22 protein-coding genes are annotated in these 19103 nt (G+C 34.1%); 9 read left to right on the top strand and 13 right to left on the bottom strand.

The window, feature by feature from the left end; all coding sequences use genetic code 11:
- The first annotated feature begins 4 nt into the window (after window positions 1-4).
- The 5 genes from BFU36_RS09140 (at window position 5) to BFU36_RS09120 (ending at window position 3078) form a co-directional block, all read left to right on the top strand.
- Entirely contained in the window at window positions 5-331 is a 327-nt protein-coding gene (locus BFU36_RS09140) for a hypothetical protein (protein ID WP_231961110.1), read from the top strand.
- Window positions 324-812, top strand: coding sequence for a hypothetical protein (locus BFU36_RS09135; RefSeq protein ID WP_069283625.1), 489 nt, complete (start codon window positions 324-326; stop codon window positions 810-812). The genes BFU36_RS09140 and BFU36_RS09135 overlap by 8 nt, the downstream gene beginning before the upstream one ends.
- Window positions 813-894: 82 nt before the next feature.
- Window positions 895-1329, top strand: a complete 435-nt coding sequence (locus BFU36_RS09130) for a rubrerythrin family protein (RefSeq protein WP_069283624.1) — start codon at window positions 895-897, stop codon at window positions 1327-1329.
- Window positions 1329-2516: a heterodisulfide reductase-related iron-sulfur binding cluster gene (locus BFU36_RS09125; protein WP_069283622.1), complete on the top strand. Its 1188-nt coding sequence runs from the start codon at window positions 1329-1331 to the stop codon at window positions 2514-2516. Before BFU36_RS09130 ends, BFU36_RS09125 begins: the two co-directional genes overlap by 1 nt.
- Complete coding sequence (locus BFU36_RS09120; RefSeq protein ID WP_069283621.1) at window positions 2509-3078, top strand: DUF3501 family protein; 570 nt, start codon at window positions 2509-2511, stop codon at window positions 3076-3078. The genes BFU36_RS09125 and BFU36_RS09120 overlap by 8 nt, the downstream gene beginning before the upstream one ends.
- Before the next feature lie 641 nt (window positions 3079-3719).
- On the opposite strand, the gene BFU36_RS09115 is transcribed toward BFU36_RS09120, so the two are convergent.
- From BFU36_RS09115 to BFU36_RS09105, 3 genes are all read right to left on the bottom strand, one after another.
- Complete coding sequence (locus BFU36_RS09115; RefSeq protein ID WP_083216379.1) at window positions 3720-4061, bottom strand: DUF4898 domain-containing protein; 342 nt, start codon at window positions 4059-4061, stop codon at window positions 3720-3722.
- Between the two features lie 111 nt (window positions 4062-4172).
- Window positions 4173-4976 (bottom strand): ABC transporter permease, encoded by an 804-nt coding sequence (locus tag BFU36_RS09110; RefSeq protein ID WP_069283618.1) that lies wholly within the window; start codon window positions 4974-4976, stop codon window positions 4173-4175.
- A complete protein-coding gene (locus tag BFU36_RS09105; protein ID WP_069283616.1) occupies window positions 4967-5902 on the bottom strand; it encodes an ABC transporter ATP-binding protein in 936 nt (311 codons plus the stop codon). The genes BFU36_RS09110 and BFU36_RS09105 overlap by 10 nt, the downstream gene beginning before the upstream one ends.
- Window positions 5903-6100: 198 nt before the next feature.
- On the opposite strand from BFU36_RS09105, the gene BFU36_RS09100 reads away from it, so the two are divergent.
- Complete coding sequence (locus BFU36_RS09100; protein ID WP_069283615.1) at window positions 6101-6550, top strand: hypothetical protein; 450 nt, start codon at window positions 6101-6103, stop codon at window positions 6548-6550.
- An 80-nt stretch (window positions 6551-6630) separates the two neighbouring features.
- Here BFU36_RS09100 and BFU36_RS09095 read toward each other — a convergent pair whose 3' ends face one another.
- The 9 genes from BFU36_RS09095 to soxA all read right to left on the bottom strand — a co-directional run bounded on the left by BFU36_RS09095 (window position 6631) and on the right by soxA (window position 15149).
- Window positions 6631-8838 carry a cation-translocating P-type ATPase gene (locus BFU36_RS09095; protein WP_069283613.1) on the bottom strand — a complete coding sequence of 736 codons (2208 nt, stop codon included), beginning with the start codon at window positions 8836-8838 and terminating at the stop codon, window positions 6631-6633.
- Window positions 8831-8995, bottom strand: coding sequence for a YHS domain-containing protein (locus tag BFU36_RS09090; RefSeq protein ID WP_069284698.1), 165 nt, complete (start codon window positions 8993-8995; stop codon window positions 8831-8833). Before BFU36_RS09090 ends, BFU36_RS09095 begins: the two co-directional genes overlap by 8 nt.
- A gap of 96 nt (window positions 8996-9091) precedes the next feature.
- A complete protein-coding gene (locus tag BFU36_RS09085; RefSeq protein WP_069283611.1) occupies window positions 9092-9577 on the bottom strand; it encodes a TRASH domain-containing protein in 486 nt (161 codons plus the stop codon).
- Window positions 9578-9789: 212 nt separating this feature from the next.
- Window positions 9790-10476 carry a phosphatase PAP2 family protein gene (locus tag BFU36_RS09080; RefSeq protein ID WP_069284697.1) on the bottom strand — a complete coding sequence of 229 codons (687 nt, stop codon included), beginning with the start codon at window positions 10474-10476 and terminating at the stop codon, window positions 9790-9792.
- 615 nt (window positions 10477-11091) lie between these two features.
- Window positions 11092-11286, bottom strand: coding sequence for a hypothetical protein (locus BFU36_RS09075; protein WP_069283609.1), 195 nt, complete (start codon window positions 11284-11286; stop codon window positions 11092-11094).
- 2 nt (window positions 11287-11288) lie between these two features.
- Window positions 11289-11411 (bottom strand): hypothetical protein, encoded by a 123-nt coding sequence (locus tag BFU36_RS14405; RefSeq protein WP_255446811.1) that lies wholly within the window; start codon window positions 11409-11411, stop codon window positions 11289-11291.
- Window positions 11412-11417: 6 nt separating this feature from the next.
- The gene (gene soxC, locus BFU36_RS09070; protein ID WP_069283607.1) at window positions 11418-13124 is read right to left on the bottom strand and encodes a proton pump complex cytochrome B SoxC; all 1707 of its coding nucleotides are present in this window, start codon (window positions 13122-13124) and stop codon (window positions 11418-11420) included.
- Entirely contained in the window at window positions 13117-14643 is a 1527-nt protein-coding gene (gene soxB / locus BFU36_RS09065; protein WP_069283605.1) for a proton pump complex quinol oxidase subunit SoxB, read from the bottom strand. The genes soxC and soxB overlap by 8 nt, the downstream gene beginning before the upstream one ends.
- Entirely contained in the window at window positions 14640-15149 is a 510-nt protein-coding gene (soxA, locus tag BFU36_RS09060) for a proton pump complex quinol oxidase subunit SoxA (protein WP_069284696.1), read from the bottom strand. Before soxA ends, soxB begins: the two co-directional genes overlap by 4 nt.
- A 1247-nt stretch (window positions 15150-16396) precedes the next feature.
- Between soxA and BFU36_RS09055 the strand changes: the two genes are divergently transcribed.
- The 3 genes from BFU36_RS09055 to BFU36_RS09045 are packed head-to-tail and all read left to right on the top strand — an operon-like array spanning window position 16397 to window position 18166.
- Window positions 16397-17323 carry a Rieske 2Fe-2S domain-containing protein gene (locus BFU36_RS09055; protein WP_069284694.1) on the top strand — a complete coding sequence of 309 codons (927 nt, stop codon included), beginning with the start codon at window positions 16397-16399 and terminating at the stop codon, window positions 17321-17323.
- A 5-nt stretch (window positions 17324-17328) separates the two neighbouring features.
- Entirely contained in the window at window positions 17329-17763 is a 435-nt protein-coding gene (locus tag BFU36_RS09050) for a hypothetical protein (RefSeq protein ID WP_069283603.1), read from the top strand.
- 1 nt (window position 17764) lies between these two features.
- A complete protein-coding gene (locus BFU36_RS09045) occupies window positions 17765-18166 on the top strand; it encodes a hypothetical protein (RefSeq protein WP_069284695.1) in 402 nt (133 codons plus the stop codon).
- A 23-nt stretch (window positions 18167-18189) separates the two neighbouring features.
- Here the strand turns inward: BFU36_RS09045 and BFU36_RS09040 are convergent, their stop codons facing one another.
- Window positions 18190-18753, bottom strand: a complete 564-nt coding sequence (locus tag BFU36_RS09040) for a DUF1404 domain-containing protein (RefSeq protein WP_069283601.1) — start codon at window positions 18751-18753, stop codon at window positions 18190-18192.
- Window positions 18754-19103 lie beyond the last annotated feature (350 nt).

Genomic DNA, 19103 nt, shown 5'->3' with positions numbered 1-19103 from the left:
ATTAGTGGGAAATTTGGTACCTATTATTAATATTCCTGGCGTTATTGCAGTTTATAAGCTTGAGGGAGATAAAATTATAAAAATTGATGGTGAGGATGTTAATATCGACTTTAATAAGTTAGTTAGTATAATATTTGAGAATATTAGGATAGGTAAGGAGGAGGCAAAAGAGCTATCATTTCTAGAACCTCTTAAAGGTTTCGCGATGATTTTGGATAATTTAGGATTAGTATTCATTGATGGTTACATAATTTTTACTGACGCAAGGGCTACAAATTGGGATATGTTAATTAAAAATGCATTAAGGGGAGTAGTGATAAGAAATGGTTAGTATAAAAAGGGGAATAGATAAACTGAAGGGGTATGTAGGCCATATTAAGATTGATGAACAAGGGAAGATAATAGAGAGTAGGAATGTTGAAAATCCTGCTAAATTAGCTGAGGTCATTAATTTTAATCTTAAGAGAGGAAATGAAGAGGCAAGAGAGCTGGGATTTAATAAGATGAATGGTTTTGCGATATTCGGTGAAAAGGAATCATTAGTCTTTATGAAAGGATTAGGTGTAGTTGTAGATTCTCAAAAAGTTGATTGGCAGGATGTGTTCACGTATTATACATTTAATGTAGCGTTTTGTGCTACTGGTGTTGTATTAACTGTTTTATCATTAATATTGTTTTATATAGCAATATTTACGAACTTCATGTATTTTCTAGCTCCGGAACCTCGATTCTATATACCTACTATTCTAATAATTATTGGAGTATTTTTCTTAGCTATATCTAAGTCTAAGCTGGCTTATAGATTAGAATAGTTTTTCTCTAATAAACACTTCTATATAGTAATGAGAGAAACTTTTAAAAACTATCGATACTAATTCATTATAGCGTGAAAACATGAAAGAGCTTAAAGGAACCAAAACTGCCGTGAATCTAAAAAATGCTTTCTGTGGAGAAGCAATGGCAAATAGAAGATACTTATATTTTGCAAAAAGAGCTGATGAAGAAGGATATCCCGAATTAGCGGGATTGTTGAGAAGCATAGCTGAAGGAGAAACCGCTCACGCTTTTGGGCACTTAGACTTCATAAGACAAGGAGGAATAGGAGATCCAGCAACTGATAAACCAATAGGAACTTTAGAGCAAATGTTAGAGTCTGCTATAGCTGGAGAGACTTATGAATGGACCCAAATGTATCCAGGCTATGCTAAAGTAGCGAGAGAGGAAGGATTTAATGAGGTTGCAGAGTGGTTTGAGACATTAGCTAGAGCAGAAAAGAGTCACGCAGAGAAGTTCACGAACGCCCTTAATATGTTAAAGGGAGGCAAATAATGTATTCTTTAAATCCAAGTAATCCTTCTTTTTTTGACTCGAATAAGTTATTATCTGAGTTTATAAGACAAGCTAGTATATGTCACGGCTGTAGAAGGTGTTTTAATTATTGTGACGCATTTCCTACGTTATTTGAATACACTGATAAGAAACAACCTAAAAACTTAACATTAGATGATCTCTTTGATGTAGCATCTAAGTGTTTCCATTGTAAGATGTGTTATGTCAATTGTCCTTACACTCCTCCCCATGAGTTTAGCATGGATTTCCCCAGCTTAATGGAGTGGAGCTGGCTATACTACAAGAAAAAGAGAGGGTTAACTCTCAGAGACTTTCTTTTTGAAATGTTAGATGGGGTTGCTTTAGCTAGACCGTTAGCTAAAAATATTATGGAGAAAAGTAAAGAGCTCTTAGGAATTCATAGAGAGGCACCTACATTACCGGTTGCAGAAAAGGGTTTAAGAGAAAAGGTAAAACCCAAGAAAATTGATAATCCCAAAGCAAAAGTAGCATTATTTCCAACATGTCTAGTCGAAAATTTCTTTACTGAAATAGGAGAAGATATAATTGAAGTTTATAATAGTTTAGGTATAGAAGTTGTAATACCCAGATTTTTGTGTTGCGGAGCACCTATGCTAGACTCTGGAGATATAGATAGATTAAAGAAAAACGCTGAATATAACCTTTCTCTTATTAGGCAGCTTATAGAACAAGGTTATGATATAGTATCTCCTATTCCTACGTGTACTTTGATGATTAAGGAATATGAAAGGGTATTAGACCAAAAAGTTCCCAAAGTTTATGATGCTTTGGAATACTTATTAAAGCTCAAAAATGATGGTAAAATAGACCTAAAGGGAAAATTCGAGAAGTCTGTTTACTATCATCCTCCATGCCATCTAAGATATTTACAGCTAGGTTATCCTGGTGTAAGACTATTAAGACAAATGGGAGCTAAAGTCGAAATATCCGATAAGGGTTGTTCTGGTATTGATGGTGGGTGGGGTTTAAGGAACTATGATACAGCTAAGAGAGTTGGAAGTAAAATGATGGAATCATTTAAACAGAGTAGTGCGAATGTTTTTTCAACGGAATGTCCGTTAGCTGGACTTCAAATAGAAAAAGCTTCGAATAAGAAGCCTTTACATCCAATTCAAATCTTAAAAGAGGCGATGAAAAATGGTTAAAATAACTTTAGATGAAATTTTACCATGGCAGACTTATGAAAAGGTCAGATTAGATAGGATAAGAAGAATTGTAGAAGTTAAGAACAAGAGAAGGATAGAGTTAGGAGATAGATTATCTTTATTATTTGAGAATAAGGATACCATTCTACATCAGATTCAAGAAATGGTTTATCTAGACAAAAAGGATAGAAAGGAAGATATCTTAGAGGAGATTAAAATCTACTCTACGCTATTACCATGTGATGGAAAGATAAAGGCATCTCTGTACATTTACGCTCATGATTTTAAGGATTTAGATTGGGTTTATGATAACCTCAAGGGGATATATAATTCGGTCTTCTTAAAAGTAGGAACCAAATTAATTCAAGGAGACCCTGAGGGAGGAAGGGAGCAGGGAAGAGAATTTTCAACAGTTCAGTATTTAACTTTTGACTTACAAGGCGAAAAGAGTACAGACATGGAAGTGCATGTAGTTCATGAGAAGTATAGGTACTCTGCTAAAGTGGATAAAAGCTTAGCGGAGCAATTGATAAAAGAGGCATATGATATTTGTGAAAAATAATAAGGATTTTTTATTAAATATTTTTATAATGAGCTAAAATGATTATTTATATTTTTACCGAGTTTATGAATCTACAAATTATAATCGATTTAATGGTTAGCTTAATCATTTCTAAGCTAAGCGATTTGTTTTCCTAAACCTAGACATACTTGACAATTAAAAATAATACTTTCATCTGTGCTTTTCATAATGTTAAAGTTAAGAGAAGGCCTATTGTAAACTACTCTTAAAGTCATAAACTGCGTTTAGACGTTAATTGTGCTTTAAATATTATGGAACTGGGAATAGATAATGTCATTAACACGTCCAACAAGGCTCTTTACTTTATCTCTATAACATAGTAACTCTTGAAGGGTAGTAACACTTTAGACATAGCCCTTTAGGGCGCAGAGTAGATCATTATGGGAAAAATATTCCAATTACAATTATGCAAATGATTGTAAGTAATTTTATTGTAGTACTAAGTTTACTCACATTCTCTGTTCAAATTTATTAGACAGTTGTCTAGTACTTAGTATTGCAATTATTTATAAGTATATGAGAGTAATAGTTAATGTGATGTAAGATGTTATATAGAGAAAGTATAGATTTAGATGAGTTTTTAACTATAGAAGCATTAGGTATTTATTAATTAAAATATTTTATCTAGTAGATTCAGTTAAACTATCTAAATTCTGTTTAGTTACTTTATCAGTAGAAGAGCAGTATCCTATGTACATTTTTTGATTAATGTTTTTACTGTACATAATGGTGAGTGATGAGGCAGGTCTAACTTTACTTATTGCCTCCTTAATCTGATTGACTAAACGGTTCCCATCTAAAGGTAATACCACTAATATGTTTGTCACATTCTTTGGAAGGATTAATTCTAGGAATTTTTGATAGTCCGAAACTATGCTGATATTATATGCCCTAAAATTAAATATATTTAATGTTCTTGCAATTTTTATGATGTGATCTTCAAGTTCAGTATCAGACATCATGTCTTATTGCCCCGCTTATTAGTAAATTTTGGATGGATGGTTTAAAAATCTATATGTAGAAACAACGTTTAATTATACATCCAAATCTACATTTGTATAATATAATATTCTTTAATATTCACTAAGACTTCCTTTCTCCCTAGCTTTTTTAAACGCATAATTATATGATAATACTCCTAAGGGGATTAAAATCAAATCAAAAATTATCAAGATTATAATTGTATTCCCTAATTTTGAAATCGACAGTCCTTCAAGTGTAGACTCTCTTAATCCCTGTAGTGCCCACGTTAATGGTATCGCATAACTAATGTATCTAATGTATATTGGTAGAACAGTAATAGGAAATACTGTTCCTGCTAGTAAGTTAGTGAAAGTGTTAAAGAATAGTGAAATGGGATTACCTTGTTTGGTTATCATGGTTACAGCTCCCGCGAGCATTCCTATTCCTAGAGTAGATATAAGTAGTAGAACAAGTATTAATAGAGTGCTTAAAATATTAATGTGGTAATCAGCTCCTAAAGCGTATCCTATTGCGAGTATTACGACAGCATTAACGGTATTTAATACTAATCCCCATAAAGCAGAATATAATAGAAAACCAATGGTTCCAGTTCTAGAAATTACATAATACTCTATAGTTCCATAAAGTTGTTCATTTCTCAGTCTCTGGCTTATCGTAGAAATTACAGACGATACATAGCCTTGAAAAGCTAAGCCTACCGTAAAGAATGCTGTATAATCTTTAACTCCTATTTCAGTAACTAATCTATTTCCTAAAGAAGTTCCTACAAAATAATAAGTAAACACTGGCAGAACCCAGCCTAATACCGTTAGGACAGTTTGAGTTCTGTATGAAACCCATACTCTAAATCCTCTAAGGTATAGGAAAGAATATAATTTTCCACTTATTCCCATCCTCTACCCCACCTCCCACCTCTTCTAACGGCTTCTAACCTTGCAGAATCCTCAACGTCTCCTATGAGATAAACGTAAACATCCTCTAATGAAGGATCTTCTTCTTTGATAATTCTGTAGTCCTTAAGTTCATCTAATTCCTTTTCCGGAACTCTCAACACATAATAGTCTCTGCTAGTTTCTATCACATATTTTCCTAACGCAGTAGGATAGTCGCCTACCTCTACCTCAACTACTTTACCCAAATAGTTCTTAAGAGTTTCTCTTGTCCCTTCTACTAAAACCTTACCTTTTTTGAGAAGTATAATTTTTTCAGCTAGTTCCTCTATGTCTTTCATATAATGTGAAGTGAGCAAAACAGTCTTTTCTCTACTAATTCTCCTCACGAGATCTCTAAACATTCTTGCTGAAAGAGGATCCAAACCTAATGTAGGTTCGTCAAGCAATAAAATTGGAGGATCAGTTATTAATGCTCTTGCTAAGGCTAGTTTCCTCTGCATCCCTGTACTAAACTTCATATATGGTATATTAGCCCACTCTGATAATCCTACTAACTCTAATAACTCATTTGCCCTTTTTTTAGCATCTGATAATGATAAGTTCTGTAAACTGGCGAAAAATATTAAGTTCTCCAATGCTGTCAATCTGTAGTAAAACAATCTTTCACTAACAGTTACCAAGCCTATGGATTCTCTAACTTTCTTCTCTTCTCTTGTCACGCTATACCCATTTACTATTGCATCCCCTGTTGTGGGTATTAATAGTGTGGAGAGGATCTTTATCAAAGTAGTCTTACCAGCACCGTTTGGTCCTACAAGGGCTCCTATACTTTTCTTCTCGATTTTAAACGTTACGTCATCTAATGCTTTAATTACTTTTCTTCTTATTTTAAAGATCTTTGAAATGTTGACAACTTCAATCGTCATTAGTTAAATATTTGACGATATCGAAATTAAACTTTTCTTATATAAGCTTAACATTTTACTTATCAGATGTGATAAGATCATTGGTTTGATAATCGATATAATTTCAATTGTATCACTCGTATGATAGTTATAATAGGGTATAAGTATAAAGTAGTTATAATAGAAAGGTTTAAAAACTCCTAGGAGAATATTTTATGTATGACCAATGAGAGTATAAAATACTTAGCAATAAAGATGTTAGCGGATAAAGCATATGTAGTAGATGCTATTTATAGTTATCTAGTTGAAGGAGAAAGACCTAGCGTATTAGCCCACAAATATAACATAACGAAGCATACGATCAGAGGAAATATTATGAGATTCGTGGAGAAAGTTGGAAGTGAAGGAAAAGCTAGAAAGTTAATAAAGTTGATAAAGGAGTCAAATGCAAAAGTGAGCCCTATAGTTTACAAGACAGATACACTTTATACATGCTTAATATGTAACGAGAAGATAGATGAAGCTAAGTTAGAGAAACATATTACTACTAAACATAAGGCTGAGTTACAAAGAGCAATTAATTATATCCTCTCAAAAGTAGAAGCTAAGAAGAAACAAGAGGATTCTGCTAATAATAAGAAAGAAATTGTAGTCAATGCTCAGAGTTAAAGTTTTTAAGTTATTCAAGGTAAGTGTTTTATAATATCTTCTGTTCAACTTTATTTAACTTATTATGAAGAGTGCAGTATCTATATGGGAACTAGGGACCATAAGCTAACTATTACACTACTAAAGCTCATAGCTAGTGCAGCATATTCCGGAGGTAGGAATATATAAGGATATAGTAAGCCAGAAGCTAACGGTACCATTATTATGTTATATCCAAAAGCCCATGCAAGATTCTCCTTTACTTTTCTAATAGCTAAATTAGATTCACGGAAGAGTTCTTCAATATCTTTCAATGACCTAATAATCACTTTTCCTGCACTCTTAGCTAATTCTGTTCCGCTGTATATGGCAACACCAACATCAGCTTCTTTTATCGCTATCGCATCGTTAACACCATCTCCTACAAACATTACCTTATAACCCTCATCTTTGAATTTTCTAACTAGATCAACTTTATCTTCCGGGGTAAGACCTTTATAATACTTAATGCCCAACTCATTCGCTATCTCTTCAACTTGTTCACTATGATCTCCCGTGGCTATAACAACGTTAATTTTCTTATACTTGAGAAAGTTTATCACGTCTTTAGCTTCTTCCCTAATCTTATCTCTAACACTTAGTATTCCTCCCGCCTTATTATTTACGCAAATGAGTATATCCCCTTCTTTATCTTCAACATTCCACTCACAATTATTTAGTACGAAATCCTTATTTCCAACAATTACATCATTTCCGTTAACTCTCGCATATATACCTCTACCAGGAAATTCTTCAAATGTCTCAACTATCCCATTAATTGTGGGAAAAGCCCTAGCTATGGGATGGTTACTCTTTGACTCAGCTATAGAAGCCAATTCAAAAGCCCCTTCAATGAATTCCTTTTTGCTCACTATTGAATACTTTCCTTCAGTAATCGTACCAGTCTTATCAAATATGACTAAGTTTACGTTCTTTAGCTCCTCTAGAACGTTACCGTCCCTAAAAACTATTCCTCTCTTTAATGACCTATGAACTCTAACTAATATAGCCATAGGGGTCGCTAATCCCAAAGCACAAGGACAAGCTACAGCTAAAACGGCTACGCTAAATAGTAGGGAAGATATTATCGTGGAATGTAGTAAGAATCTCCACGTTAGAAAAGTTATAATGGAAATTGTAATTATGGTTGGTACAAATACTTCAGAGACCTTATCTACTAAACCTTGTATGGATACTCTAGCGTTATAGGCTTCCCTAACAGTTTGGGTTAATTGCATTATATAACTTCTATCCCAATTCCTTGTAACGTAGATTTCTAGATAACCATTAGCTAAAACACTTCCCGCTAATACACTGTCACCCTTCTTCTTTAATACTGGTTTCTGTTCCCCAGTTAATATTGATTCGTCGACTTCTCCTTCTCCATTATCTATAATTCCATCAGCGGGGATTCTCTCACCTGATTTCACTATTATCACGTCGCCAACATTTAACTTACTTGAATCAACTAATCTCCCATCCTTTAACCTAGCCTTATATGGTTCTACGATGATATCAGAACTCATCCTAGCTTTGATGTAAGCCTCTAAAGTCTTGCCAATTAATACGAAAGTAATCAGTAAAGCTGAGTCCATGAAGAACGGATGATTAGGTAAAAATATGCTGGATATCCACATTACATTTGATGATAATGATACTAAAACATCCATGTTAGTTGATTTATTTTTCAACGCTCTATACGCTCCTCTATGAAACCTCAGACCAGAGTAATATACTACTGGTATAGATAAAAATAATGAGTAGTGTGTGAATACGAGAGATAGAATCGAAAAAATAATACCAACAATTAATCTTCTTGATAAGTCTTTAAATTCCCTATAAGTTATATCCTTCTCGCTTTTCTCAGAACTTAATATCTCTCCCTTAATCTTAGCTTCTCTCAGTATATCTTCTTTGGTTATAACTAAGGGATTGTATTCTATCGTTATAGTACCTAGGCTTGCATTAGAATTTACATCTATTACTCCTTTAGTTTCGATTAATTTCTTCTCAATTTTTGGTAATTCCTCTGGATTGACTTCAACTCTAATTGTAAATCTATCAGTTGCAACATCATAGCCAGCCTTTCTTACCGCCCTTATCAAGTCCTTTACTCTAACGCTATCTGATAATATGACCTTAGCTGTACCAGTAGCTAAGTTTACTTCAGCATCCCTTACACCTCTTACACTTTTTAATGATTTTGATACTGTTAACACGCACGTTGCACAATGCATTCCTATTATTTTTAGCTCCTCCTCTTTATCCATTGGGCATTCCCTTAGGTCCTCCCCTTAAGTACTCCTCTGGATTTTTCTGAAATTCTCTAAGACAACCTGCTGAACAGAAATAATACATCTTTCCCTTATACATTGTCTTATATTTGCTCTTCTCGTCTACTTCCATTCCACATACTGGATCAATCATAAGATAATATATAGAGTATGGCATTAAGATTTTTATCTTGCGTCATATTGAACGTAAAACTAAAAATTTACGTGCAAAATGAACACATAATTAGCTCTATTTACTAACGATCCTACGTGCAAATTTTTTCTTTATTCCCTCTAGGCAAGAACTACAGCACGCATAGTAAACCCTCCTACCCATTCTAAACGTTATTGGGCTATCATGTATTTCTTTTCCGCAATAATCACATTTTAATGTAAAATCATTCCTAGCTAAGAAAGTAATCTCTTTACCTTTTATCTGACTCAATTTGATTTGCAATTCGTCTAGCGTGTTAGCTCTAACTAGATTCATATACCTTCCATCGAGCAATTTATAGCATTCACCATTGCACTCTTCTGATATAACGAAGCCAATGAACGATTCAGACATAAATTCAATAGTAAATTTAACCCCCTTTTCCCTTAGTCTTGTTATGAGTTTAGTTGCAGTGCTTCTACTTACGTTTAGTCTTTTAGCTAGCTCGCTTGCGCTTATCCTAGAATCTTCTCTTAAAATTTCAAGCGCTCTATACTCTAAGTCAGAAAGTTTCCTTCTCACGTTATAATATATTTATAAGATAAGATAAATTTCTTCCCTCTCTAGATATGTAAGGTATAATAATTCTGTATGGAAGCTTAATTAGATTTAATGGGGATAAACGAGGAAGAGTCTGATTGTCTCTCATGCTATAGTTCTAAGCAAATCTTAAAAAAGTCCTTTTAAATATGATAAATAACTAAGGATAATTAGCAGTAATTAATAAACTTTTACTAATCAATTTGACAATAATTAGTTTTATCATTTTTTCTGTAAATACTATTCTTGTGAATTGAGTTAAGTACACTTACAGAAACTTTATAGTATATTTTATTGATAAAGTTCTCAAGGTTTATGGCAGTTAGTCCTATTGCAATTCCAAGTATCCATCCAGCTAAAACATCTAAGGGCCAATGTACTCCCACATAGACTCGAGAATAACTGACTATTAAAGCTTCAACTAAAAGTGGAATTGAAATATAATATGGTAATGTAAGGAGCACAATTACAGCTCCTACACTCACGATTAGTGCATGGCCAGAAGGATAAGAGAAATCTGTAGGCTTAGGGACCAGCAAATTTACGTGACTTAGTTCTAGAAATGGTCTAGGCTGAGCCATAGCATATTTTGAGATCTCTCCTAAGATAATAGCTATTATGAATCCACCTACGAGTAGTAATGAAGATCTTCTATATTTACCACCAACTATAAACAATATGGCTGTTACAGGTATCCATATATATTCCCTCCCGTACTTGGAGAAGAAAACCATGATTGGGTTTAACGGAGAAATCTGAGCATCATTAATGAGATGAAAGAGGTAAACGTTCCCTGGAAAGCTCTTTTCACCTATCACTTTAATAATTGCCGAAATTACCAAATAAATGGCGTATATTATGAAAACATATTTCCACTTTATGACCATGGACATCTTCTCTATACCTTAGAGTTATATAAAATTACTCCAAAAAATGATTTTTAGAATACCGAATTTTATTGTTGATAAACTGCTTAAATTACCCACTATACGTTAAGACTAGAAACGTAGGATAACTAACTCGTTAACGATAGAGGGCTTTAAGATTTTAACTTTTTCACTATTATTATATTAAGATTTTGTAATAGCATAAAATTGCCTAATTCAGATGATATTTTATAATGATTGCTTATAGATATTTAAGCGAGAATTCCACTCGCCAGCTCGTAAATTTCATAAAGCTTGTTAATTGCCTCTAGTCTTAAAAGAGGAATAATCTATCAAAAATTTTCTTCATTATAAACCTCAATTCACCCTTCCTCATGAGGGTTTATACTATGTAAAAATTTTGTTTATACAATATCAAATAAGTTATTATCTATACTTAAGATGGATAAAATTATTTAGGAAGCGTTATCTATTTAAAGTCATTGCTAAATATTGTTCAATTTAATAGCGAATATGATAGATTTTATTATATAGTACCGAAGCTAATAAGCAAAAAATGTTAATTATTTACGCGTATTAGTTATCAAAAAAATAGAATATATCTTAAATTTATATCTTATTTATACCCCTAAACAGAACTAGAAAGACTATTGCTGTTAATATCATGTAAATGCTAGCCATTATGATGCTTGTTAATCCATCACCTATTGCTCTGGAAGAGACAAAATCCAATGGGACTGATATTGCTATAAAAAATATAGCTACAATACCTGCAATAACTCCTGCTAATGATACTTTATTCATCTTCACCTCACCAGTATTGTGATTAACCTAACTGAGTCCCACAGAAGGTTATACGCCATAAATCCAGCCATGAATGCTGTAGCGCCTAGTATTAAACTTAAAATGGCTATTCCTAGCCTAGTCATCGAGCATCACTCCTTAACGTAGACCTCATAATGATATAATTGAACTCCAATACCCCATAACATAAGTATTACACCTAAGTCCATTCCTGCGTACGTAGCCTTAGGTCCTATACTTGGTAAGGTCCACATCAATCCTAGTAAGAATAGTGAGACTACAAAAATTACTATTATTCCATAAAAGGCAGCCCTCTTCTTCCAGCTGTAACCAACTTGACTACCTACTGCTGCAATGGGCTTTCTACCTAAAATATAAGCTGCAACTCTCCTTAGCATATATGCCACAAATAATCCTAGAGGGATTAAGATTATGCCGTTAACGATTGTTGGAAACTCAATAAAGTTGAATAATGTAGCAGAGAAAGATAAAGCACCAACAGCACCCAATAATATCTCTAATGGCGTAATGTTCATTTTAATTACCTTAGTAGTGTTATGAGCTTTTACCAAGTTAATATTCCCTCCCCCTGCATTATTTGTATTGCCTTTGGTGGGCCATAGATAAACTATTAAGCCTATTATTACTAATGGTGGACCTAAGTATTCTATCTGGGCAGTAGTTGGTTCTGGAACACCAGGTTGTAAGTATCCCCATATAGATAGTTCAATAAGATATATTGCTAGTGTGCTCATTATCCAAGTCCAGAATTTCCTTCTGGCTACACTAATGTAGTCTGAAGGATCTAAGAATGGCAAAAGCATAAGTATTACTAAACCTACTACTAATATTGCCAATACTAGTATCGGCGTAATCGGCATTCCGTTAGGCAATAAGAAGTCTACGAACTTGTATAAGAATAAGAAGAACCATGGAGGATAAGGCTCTACACTAACTGCTTGAGGAGATCCTGCTTGTGGTGCCGGATGAGGATTAATAACGATGGGTAAACCATTTATATTTGCTAATAAGTTGGGTACAAATAATATTATACCCCATGTTAATAGAACTATGGATAGCATGTATACAAAATTCCTAGGCCACCATTCATTAAACCTCATTTGCTCCTCTTTAGTATAATATGCTGGGACCTTAGGCTTATCACTACTTCTAGGCGTCATTCCATACCTCTCAGACAGCATGAAATGGAATAGGAATACAACACCTATTAAGAATACTAGAATTATGTGCCAACCTAACAGCCTATCAAATAACTCAGATCTTACTAATGGATTAGATGAGAGTGCCGCACTTCCACCTGGACCAAATAACCAGCCAACTATCGTTGAAGCGCCGGGTATTCCGGTTCCCACAAGCAATTCGCTTCCTATATCTATTGCATTCACACCTAGTACATCACTTACCAAACTATATCCAAAGAACGAAGCACCTAGTGTTAAAGCAAGTAAAATTACGCCAGTTACCCATTGTAGTTCTCTAGGCTTTTTATATGCTCCTTTATAGAAGTTTCTGAACATATGGATATAGGCTAATAGGATCATAATGTATGCTCCATATAAGTGACTAAATAATAACACAGGACCATAAGGCACGCCGTTAATTATACTTTGAGTAGATTGATAAGCGAAAGCAGGTTGATAATATAATAGTAAGAATAGGCCCGTAATTACAGTATATGCAAATGAAGCTGCGACCATGGCACCTAGCCAGTAGGATATATTGTACATATAATCTGGAGTTCGAAATAATGGCGCTTCATTAATTCCTACTCTATCTAAAATGGTATCTATAATTCCTTTTTTCTCTTGTTCAACCAACTTTTTTCACCTCATTTCCATTAACCTGCATAGTAAGGGAAGAGGAAGGTGGAGGAGCTGAAAAAACTGTTTGCTTAGACGCATAAGCCAGTGCATCGAATATTCCTACGAATAACGTCACAAGTAACCCGGGTATTCCCACTTCAGCCAAGAAAGACTCTATAAGGTTGTACGGCTGGAAAATTATCGGATAGGCTATCATTCTTCTTAAGAATCCTAAATAACCTGCGACAGACATTGCATAACCTACTCCTATGAATGGCACTGTCCACCAGATCATTCCTACTCTCATCCACTTTGAAGCTTGCTCACTAAAGTTATATCCAGTAAGCGTGCTTTTTATCATATCCAAGAATACCGTGGTAAAGCCCATGACTATGAGGGTCCAGATCATTAAGTGAAAATGTCCGACTACGTAATATGTGTTATGAAATATTGCATTTATTGAATTTTCTGGTAAAACTAATGCTTGAACTCCAGCTAATATGAATCCAATAAGTGCAATTAATGCTCCCATCCCTACTGGGTCTTTCCAATTATACTTCTGGGAAGTCAATATAGTTAAGCCTAAATTCATCACCGTTAAACCGGAACCTGAGGCTAGAATTAGGGTAGATAAATTCACCCAGATTCTTAACCCAATAGGTAATGGCCAAGTCTGTAGGTGATGTACCCAAATTAACATAGTACCTATCGACAATAGATAAATATTCCACCTAGCCCATTTTTCACTAAATAATGGTCTTCCAGCATATATTGGTATATAATAGTATAATGCGCCAAATAATGGGAAGGGAACGTAATAAACTACAGGATGACCATAGAACCAGAACAATAATGCCCATAGTAAAGGATTTACTGGAATCCCTGCGAAGAAGTGTAAAACATACCATAATGTGGATGCTGCTAAAGCAGGGAGAGTTATAGCAATAACTATTGCAAATGCTACACCATATGCTGCAAATATGTTTAACCTTTGATCCTTTGGCTTTGTAGCATACGCGTCAACTATCAACGTAATAAATGATGCGGTTTGTAAGACGAAAGCTAAAGTAAGGACTAAGTATGCCATTCCCATTAAGGCTGGAGTGGTATAGAATAGAAAAGCGTGAAACTGACTATTGGATTCTATAGCTAGCGGAGGATACATATACCATCCCATATCCGGACTTCCTGCCATGGCTATACCTAAGAAGAGGCTTGCTAACCAGAAGTATAATGCCATTAATTTTGTATGAACTATTGATAGCTTACTTTTATACATAGAAAAAGCAATAACTGCAGCAGCAGCAAATGGCACAAATGCTAACATACCTGCCCATCCATGAATAGTTAAAGCGCTATAGTACAACTCTCCTACGTTTGGAGAGTTATGGGGATAAGTTAGGAATGTTCTAAGATTCATAGCTGCTATTCCTAGAACACCTAGCCAAAATATAGAGCCTATAGTATATAGCCAAACTACACCTAGGGTATCTTTTGGAATTGCCACATTTTTAATCCTATCCATTAAGCTCATGGTACCACCTCCAGAGTTCCAGTCATATATGAAGAGGCATATCCATCATATTCAGCATTTCTCCATGTGTAATTGCCGGGTTGATTAGGGGTTACAAAATATACATAACTCGTTATCCCGGGAACGTTATTCACATTTATTATTCCATTCGGCAACCTTAAATAAAACCCAGTGTCTACTTGGGGAGAGTTAATTATTAAAATAACTGGTTCACTTTCATTGGCAATTATCACACTGGGTGTCCAGTTATACTGAGTTGCCGTTAGATTTACTATTAACATACCATTTATTACTTCAGAGTACTGCCCTGGGGGTGGTGGGTGAGAATCGAAATACTTTACTGCTTCTTGAGCTTGTTTTGGTAATCCCGTAAAACAAGGTAAACCATATCTTAAACTGAAACTCTTTCCAGTTAGAATATAGTAGACGTTCCAACTAAAGAATACTGCTACCAAAATTAACATAACTATAAACCACGCTTCTTCAGCATGTTCTTTAATATCCAAAAACATCACCTTAAGTATACATCAATGTTAGGGTTTATAAATCTTTATTTTTAAACAATTACATTATGACACATTTCTTGAGCTTAGTAATTAAAAAATTCGGAAAACTAACTTGTGTGCGGGCAACAATTTGGTTGATATGAATTGAATTTTCTTTATTATCGAAAAGTATTTTGTGTGAGGCGACTTATTTATTGGGACGAGTAGTTGAATGAGTTTGATTTCCTAGCACTCACCTAACTCAACGAGAAACACAATAGCAAGATGGCTGAAAATATTCTTCCAAAATAGACTCTTGCACAAGTAAAAAAATTTTACAGTTGGACGAAATTGTTGTCCACACACTGACTAAACTAGAAAACCATTATGTTGGTTTTATAGATTTAATGTAGAAAAATAAATTAACGTATTTATTTAGTTAATATTTTAAAGTTGGACAAGAAAAGGTCAGTGCTTATATATATTTATTTGTTTATTTATTTTCATATTCATAATAAATAAAAAATAAACGCGTTATACCAATTATTAATTTAGCTGACTATCATCGTTCAATAACACCTTTAGAGACTGAAGAAGATTGAATGACTATTTAAGTACTAATAAAAAATAGTTTAACTACGCAATATTAATCTAAAGCTTATTAACTGCAGTATGATTAAATAAGAGCATTAAGGTCTGATATTAATAAATATTCATTTAAATGAGACTACGACGTTTAAATATGGCATTTACCATTGTAAATCTATAAGGTTTCTCTGATACTCGATAATTAAGCGAATGAATAAGTTTAACAAATTTACTAACCCTTATGAGGACTTTATTTAGTAACATTTTACCTATTAGGCACAATAAAAAATTAATAGAGGATGTACAATAATATAACTCTCGTACCTAACAACTTTTACGACGGCTACACTATTAGATACGATCTGTTTAGGATATATTGTAAATTTAACATCTTTCATATTTATTTAGTTTTTAGTTACAAATTGTTATAACAATGTTGGAAAATTTTCCATATTAACCATAGACCTATTGCTTGTATTATTAAAATTGAGTTTCATGTCTATGCCATCAATTAAGACAATCACTTAATTGATTCATTGCAAGCCGTAAGATATTTATTATTCAAATATGACAATGAAACTTTTAAAATAAAATTTTTAAGGATTAGAGCGAAATATGGATTGGTGAGAATTACGGCTAAGGGAATTCCAATAATCAAGCGTGATGACTTAATATTCTCAATGAAGCTTATAAGGAAAATGAGAAACCCTAAGACCAGGTTTGATGAAAAGGAGTTTGTGAAGAAGGGTAGGGACTATTTATTTAATTATGCAGAGAAGAACGTTGGTCCTTTAGATCCTAGTAGGAGGGCTTTCTTGAAGGGTATTTTAATTGGGATAGGTGCTGCGGCTGTTCTAAGCGCAATACCTGTAATTTCTTATTTAAATCAGCCTCAAATATCATTAAGCAAGTTTCCTTGGATAATTATAGTGGATTCTGATGGGCAACCTATAAAGGCTTCTCAAGTTCCAGTCAATAATCCTGAAATACTATTATTCCAATACCCGATGGAGGGTGATATAACCTTCCTCTTAAACTTAGGTGATGAAAATGACAATCCAATTGAAATTCCCCCAACTACAGTTACCATTCCAGAAAATGGTGAAACTTACACATTTCCAGGAGGAGTAGGACCTCATAAGTCAATAGTCGCGTACTCAGCAATATGTCAGCATTTAGGATGTACTCCACCGGAAATTCACTTCTACCCGCCCAAATATATGAAGGTTGGATTACCTACTCCCAATTATATACCTTCAGTTGCATTGCAAGCAGCTCAGCAGGCAAATGCACCCGCTATTATACATTGTGACTGCCATGGATCTACTTATGATCCTTATCATGGAGCATCTGTATTAACCGGACCTACTGTTAGGCCATTACCTTACGTGCAGTTGTACTGGGACTCTAATACTGATTTCCTCTATGCAGTTGGAATGAATCTTAAAGCACCTCCAATTCTAGGACATTCTAGCGATTTGCAAGGTTATGCTTATCTATCATCTTACGATGAAAGCACTGGATGTCCAAAAATGCTTTTAAGCTCTAATCAAACTCCATCAAACTGCTACACGAAGCTTGAGGATGATGGAAATACGTTTGAGTGATCTTTATGGCATCCCCCATAGATACTATTTATCAAAAATATAACGAAATGGCAAAGCTTATGTCAAAGATGAATTATATCCCAGCTATTGCATCTGCTCAAATACTAGTCCTTCTTTTTTTATATGCAGGAGGGATGTTGATGGCAGTATATAACTTACCTTTAGAAGGAGTTCCTCTTATTATGCATTTATACGGAGCTATACTAGTTGCTTTACTAAGCTTAGGATTATTAGCAGCTGCTGTGAGGTATAAGGATAGGGGGATAATCATAATTTCCTTCCTTAACGTTTTGTCAGTATTATTTGCAGCCTTTGCAGGATCGTTTTATTTTGGAGGAATAATTGATATATCATATTTACTGGAAATGGGTATGGGATTTGTCTTAGTACTTATTACTGCGTCTGGATGTATTATATATGCAATTAGGAGGGGAGAGTAAGATGGCAGTTACTCAAGCTAGAATAAGACCAAGCAGGTTAATGCTATATATTTCTCTAGTTGAAACTGTGCTATTGAGCGGATTGTTCTTTGCTGGCCTTTCTACATTATTTTATGATAAGTTTCCATTGAATCAATACTCTGAAGCTCTAATATTATCCAGCCATATAGTTATGGCTATGCTTGTAGCATTTTTTGGAGTCGCAATTTTAGCTCAAGGTGTAAGAGAAGGTATGAAAAGTGTTTACTTGCTTTCAATTCTAAACATGATATTCATAGGAATTGCTGCAGCGGGTGGTTTAGCATTTTATGGCACTCTGGATCCGGACTATTCATATCTAATGGCATTGGGCTTCTTTGGCTCATTATTCTGCACTTCATCTATACTATTTTATGCGATATAAATTCTAAAGTGAAGTTTTATTTTTTACCCTACTAAACTTTTTATATATTTAGACAAAACATACGCAAGGAATACATTCATAGCGATAAACATAGCAATTCCTGCTAAAGGCAAAGATGACGGTGGATAAGGAGAGAAGCTATACTCTGCGTTAGAGTATATAGGATCAGAAACTATGAATATTATAGCTAGAGCACTATCTCCTAACATCCAGAGGGCAAATAGTGAAATCCTTAGTGAGAACCTTATGTATCTAATAGAAGAACCAGCTAAAAGTCCACCTAGAAACAATGTTATTTCTAAAACAGCCCTATAAAGTATGAAAGCGGCTCCTAAAGAAAAGAAATATGGGACATGCCATATTATAGCGGGTATTAGTCCTATAATAAGGCTAGGTATACCTCCTCTGAAATAGTTATAACCTATATAAATCCCTGAAAAATACACTAAGTAATGTGAAATCATGTAAATTGCTGGGCTCTTAAATTCTAAACTTTCAACATAGGGATTAAAGGCGATTACGAGTAGTATCATTGGTAATATTAGAGGTTTAAGGGATAACTTCTTATCTTTAATCAGGCTTATCATCTGTGAATATAATCTTTTTTCATTAATTTATTTGTTATCGTCAAATAGTCGATCTTCGTCATATACACAATTTGCCATAATGTTATTCATGTTTTTCCCATCAACTACTGTGTTAATTCCATTAGTTGAATAAAATTCTGCTTCTCTTCAACCACTGTAGGTAATGTGATTTAAGTCTTTTATATAAATTTTTTCTGATAAGTGTGTATATGACAATAATATGATGCAATCATCTAATTTATAGCTATTTATTTGAGGAGCAAAATATCTTGCTCACTTAGCATGTCCTAACATAAGTTTTCCACGTCGAACACGCGATCTATTAGGTTAGAGTAGCGGTTGTTCACACT

This window comes from Sulfolobus sp. A20 (genome assembly GCF_001719125.1).
Classification (GTDB): Archaea; Thermoproteota; Thermoprotei_A; order Sulfolobales; family Sulfolobaceae; genus Saccharolobus.
The sequence above is the reverse complement of the archived record's forward strand: the minus strand, read 5'-3'. Positions and strand labels throughout refer to the sequence as shown.

What these genes read in the sequence shown, in the direction of transcription:
- BFU36_RS09095 (WP_069283613.1), bottom strand. Translation starts at nt 8,838, where the DNA reads ATGGATAAAGAGGAGGAGCTAAAAATAATAGGAATGCATTGTGCAACG.
- BFU36_RS09055 (WP_069284694.1), top strand. Translation starts at nt 16,397, where the DNA reads ATGAAGCTTATAAGGAAAATGAGAAACCCTAAGACCAGGTTTGATGAA.
- BFU36_RS09050 (WP_069283603.1), top strand. Translation starts at nt 17,329, where the DNA reads ATGGCATCCCCCATAGATACTATTTATCAAAAATATAACGAAATGGCA.
- BFU36_RS09115 (WP_083216379.1), bottom strand. Translation starts at nt 4,061, where the DNA reads ATGATGTCTGATACTGAACTTGAAGATCACATCATAAAAATTGCAAGA.
- BFU36_RS09125 (WP_069283622.1), top strand. Translation starts at nt 1,329, where the DNA reads ATGTATTCTTTAAATCCAAGTAATCCTTCTTTTTTTGACTCGAATAAG.
- BFU36_RS09135 (WP_069283625.1), top strand. Translation starts at nt 324, where the DNA reads ATGGTTAGTATAAAAAGGGGAATAGATAAACTGAAGGGGTATGTAGGC.
- BFU36_RS09110 (WP_069283618.1), bottom strand. Translation starts at nt 4,976, where the DNA reads ATGGGAATAAGTGGAAAATTATATTCTTTCCTATACCTTAGAGGATTT.
- BFU36_RS09090 (WP_069284698.1), bottom strand. Translation starts at nt 8,995, where the DNA reads ATGATTGATCCAGTATGTGGAATGGAAGTAGACGAGAAGAGCAAATAT.
- BFU36_RS09045 (WP_069284695.1), top strand. Translation starts at nt 17,765, where the DNA reads ATGGCAGTTACTCAAGCTAGAATAAGACCAAGCAGGTTAATGCTATAT.
- BFU36_RS09105 (WP_069283616.1), bottom strand. Translation starts at nt 5,902, where the DNA reads ATGACGATTGAAGTTGTCAACATTTCAAAGATCTTTAAAATAAGAAGA.
- BFU36_RS09130 (WP_069283624.1), top strand. Translation starts at nt 895, where the DNA reads ATGAAAGAGCTTAAAGGAACCAAAACTGCCGTGAATCTAAAAAATGCT.
- soxB (WP_069283605.1), bottom strand. Translation starts at nt 14,643, where the DNA reads ATGAGCTTAATGGATAGGATTAAAAATGTGGCAATTCCAAAAGATACC.
- BFU36_RS09120 (WP_069283621.1), top strand. Translation starts at nt 2,509, where the DNA reads ATGGTTAAAATAACTTTAGATGAAATTTTACCATGGCAGACTTATGAA.
- BFU36_RS09040 (WP_069283601.1), bottom strand. Translation starts at nt 18,753, where the DNA reads ATGATAAGCCTGATTAAAGATAAGAAGTTATCCCTTAAACCTCTAATA.
- BFU36_RS09075 (WP_069283609.1), bottom strand. Translation starts at nt 11,286, where the DNA reads ATGAATAAAGTATCATTAGCAGGAGTTATTGCAGGTATTGTAGCTATA.
- BFU36_RS14405 (WP_255446811.1), bottom strand. Translation starts at nt 11,411, where the DNA reads ATGACTAGGCTAGGAATAGCCATTTTAAGTTTAATACTAGGCGCTACA.
- BFU36_RS09100 (WP_069283615.1), top strand. Translation starts at nt 6,101, where the DNA reads ATGACCAATGAGAGTATAAAATACTTAGCAATAAAGATGTTAGCGGAT.